Source organism: Sulfurovum sp. (assembly GCF_041562805.1).
Classification (GTDB): Bacteria; Campylobacterota; Campylobacteria; order Campylobacterales; family Sulfurovaceae; genus Sulfurovum.
Window position 1 is genome coordinate 1 of sequence record NZ_JBFFOH010000236.1, and the last position, 2,822, is coordinate 2,822.

General features: G+C 40.6%; 3 protein-coding genes. All 3 read left to right on the forward strand.

What is annotated here, in order from left to right; all coding sequences use genetic code 11:
* Positions 1-736 (forward strand): radical SAM protein (locus tag ABYK33_RS15165; RefSeq protein ID WP_373034154.1); only part of this gene is annotated, 736 nt, incomplete at its 5' end.
* A gap of 206 nt (positions 737-942) precedes the next feature.
* Positions 943-1,785, forward strand: a complete 843-nt coding sequence (locus tag ABYK33_RS15170; RefSeq protein WP_373034155.1) for a hypothetical protein — start codon at positions 943-945, stop codon at positions 1,783-1,785.
* 51 nt (positions 1,786-1,836) lie between these two features.
* Positions 1,837-2,577 carry a hypothetical protein gene (locus tag ABYK33_RS15175; RefSeq protein ID WP_373034156.1) on the forward strand — a complete coding sequence of 247 codons (741 nt, stop codon included), beginning with the start codon at positions 1,837-1,839 and terminating at the stop codon, positions 2,575-2,577.
* Positions 2,578-2,822 lie beyond the last annotated feature (245 nt).

Consider the following 2,822-nt stretch of genomic DNA (forward strand, 5'->3'; position numbering starts at 1 on the left):
CAGTCTGGACGGACCGCAGCCCTATAACGATGTCAGACGCGTTACCCACAGCGGCGAAGGAAGCTACCAACAGGTCTTCGAAAACCTGCAGCGGCTCGAAGCAGACGGCCTGCTGCCCTACTTCGGCGGCGTGCTCAGCGTAGCAGACCCCGACATCGCTCCCGAGACCTATCTTGACTGGGTCAAGACCCTTCCAAAAAAAGACGTGAGCATCCTCTGGCCGATACACTACAACCATGACAACCCGCCGCAGCACGACTACGGCGCATGGTATGCCAAACTTTTCACTCTCTGGAGCGAAGCGGACGACCCGACCATCCGGATTCGCATCTTCCGCGATGCCATTAAACTGCTGCTTGGCAGCACACACCACGGCGACGGCGTCGGCGGCGACCGCCTGAGCAGTCTGGTCGTTGACAGCGACGGGCAGTATGAGCGCCACGACTACCTGCGCTATTTTACGGACGGCGCCGTACGGACCGACTTTAATGTTTTCGAGCACAGCATGGAAACGGCTGCAGACGATGCCGTCATTAAGCAGTGCCGAGACCTCCACGCCGTACTGCCCGAAGAGTGCGCCGCATGCACCCACAGCGAACTTTGCGGCGGCGGTTTTATCGCCAACCGTCTTGGCGGCACAACCCTCGACTTTACCCGTAAATCGGTCATGTGCGACGACCACCGCCGCTTCTACGACACAGTCCGCAGCTATGTCGATGACGCCGCAACGTTTTAATCAGTTACTATCATAACGCCGACATTTGTTTCCAATACTCTTATTGTATTTCTTGTATGATACAGACGTTTTAAAATATGTGTTTATATTTATGGAAGATAGGCATGATCTGTTATGTTGTAGAATGCATTTCCACATACAACGTGGGAACGAGAAAAATACACAATTAATGTATAATTGATCATAATGAGAAAGAGAGGTATTTTATGTCTATCGTCTTGAGACTCCAAAAAAAATGCATTGATAAAGATGAAGATTTGCAAAACCTTCTTAGAGAAGCATTGGTTATCAGTAAAAAACTAAAACTAGGAGATTTTGAAGAGTGGATCAATTGTGAGTTGAAAGGCTATCAAGGAAAAGAAATTCCATCTTATAGGCAGGTTCAAACAGATCTAAAGTTTTGGAACCCTTATCAGGGGTGGATACCGGCCATAGTTCAAGACAAAAAAATTGCTAAACTTTTCTCTCAAACTAACATAGGTCAACCGATAGGTGAGTTAGAAAATCTTTCTAAAAATGGCAGTAATAACTTAGAAATCAATTTACAACAGAATCAAAAAGCTTCAATCATGAAGTTTTTCGATACAAATTTGAAGCCAAGGCAATCTGTCGCTAATGTACAGATTTATGGTATTATTAATCAAGTAAGAAACATGCTTTTGGACTGGACTTTGCAATTAGAAGAGGATGGCATTTTGGGTAATGATGATTTAATTTTTTCAGAAGGTGAAAAAAAAGCTGCACAGAACATCCATATAGAAAGCTTTAATGGAGTTATGGGCAATGTAAACAAGCTCGGTAACTTATCTACAGGAGCCAATTCGACAAATGTCTATAACGAAAATACCATCAGTAGTGAGATCGATAAGCTGATTGTAGAAGTTCAAAAGCTAGGCTTGCCTGATCAAAACAATGTCATTCGTGATTTAGAAGCATCAAAAGAAAATCCTGAAAAAGCGAAAACGGTCTTAGGTAGCCTGTTGTCACGAGGTGCCGAAGTTGCTTCTATAAGTTCTGCAGTTATCAGTTTATTATCATTATTGAACTAATAAACTATGAGCGATCGAAAATACATTCATATTGAAAACTTTCATGGAATCATGGGAAATGTTGAAAAAATTGATAATTTTTCCACTGGCAATAATACACATAATATATCTTGCAAAAATACGAAAGCTGAGCTTGTACCATCAGAACAAGAAGTAAACCCCGCAAATGAGACGTCAATTGAAAGAATACAAATCGTGCTCGGTGAAGAAAACGAAATTTCTGATCAAGAAGACTTCCAAAATAAAGTTCAAAAAGTTATTCAATGCAAATTGAATGGAACACTTTTCCAGATAGATATAAAGTCAACACGACATTTTCAGAGTTATAAAGAGGCAAAGAACCTTGAGGTTGAAAACCATTTTCATAGAGAATTCCTCTCCAACAACAAACGAATATCTAAATGTGAAAAAGTTCTTAACAATGCTTTCGTTACAATTATGGATCTATTCGGAAATGACGAAAGTGTCCTGATTTTTCAGGGTCTCATAGAGTATTATAAAAGAGAAAAGTATTCAGCTCTAAACAAAGTATCCTTCGGGTTTGTTGACAAAGAATTCTACTGTTTCACCCGATTCAATGACGAGAATATGGCTGAACTGGAAATAATTGTGAACAAAGAAATGAACATACCATACTCATTTGTGGATTTTCATACTGGATTTGACATACATGATCTACCATATCCTACGAAATATACAAAAGCAATCCCAGCTATATTGATTGAAATGGATCGGGTAAGAATAGCTTTAGGTGACTTAAAAAGCTACATAAATTCTAAGATTGGGAACTAGTACCTCTATCAGATCTAAGATTCCTCATACCCACGTAAAACGTTAGACCAGCGTAAAAGACATCCCTCTCAAAATATCTATCAATCTGAAACTTCCTAACCACCTTTTTTTAATAAGATAGATTTAGTCCTATTTGGAATATAGTTGTTTTATAGCTACAAAAAAGGAGCAGTTATGGCACAGAAAGATGTTGACCAGTTTGTCTCCCAGGAGTACAAGCTCGGGTTTACCGTGGATGTCGAAGA

What these genes read in the sequence shown, in the direction of transcription:
- ABYK33_RS15170 (WP_373034155.1), top strand. Translation starts at nt 943, where the DNA reads ATGTCTATCGTCTTGAGACTCCAAAAAAAATGCATTGATAAAGATGAA.
- ABYK33_RS15175 (WP_373034156.1), top strand. Translation starts at nt 1,837, where the DNA reads ATGGGAAATGTTGAAAAAATTGATAATTTTTCCACTGGCAATAATACA.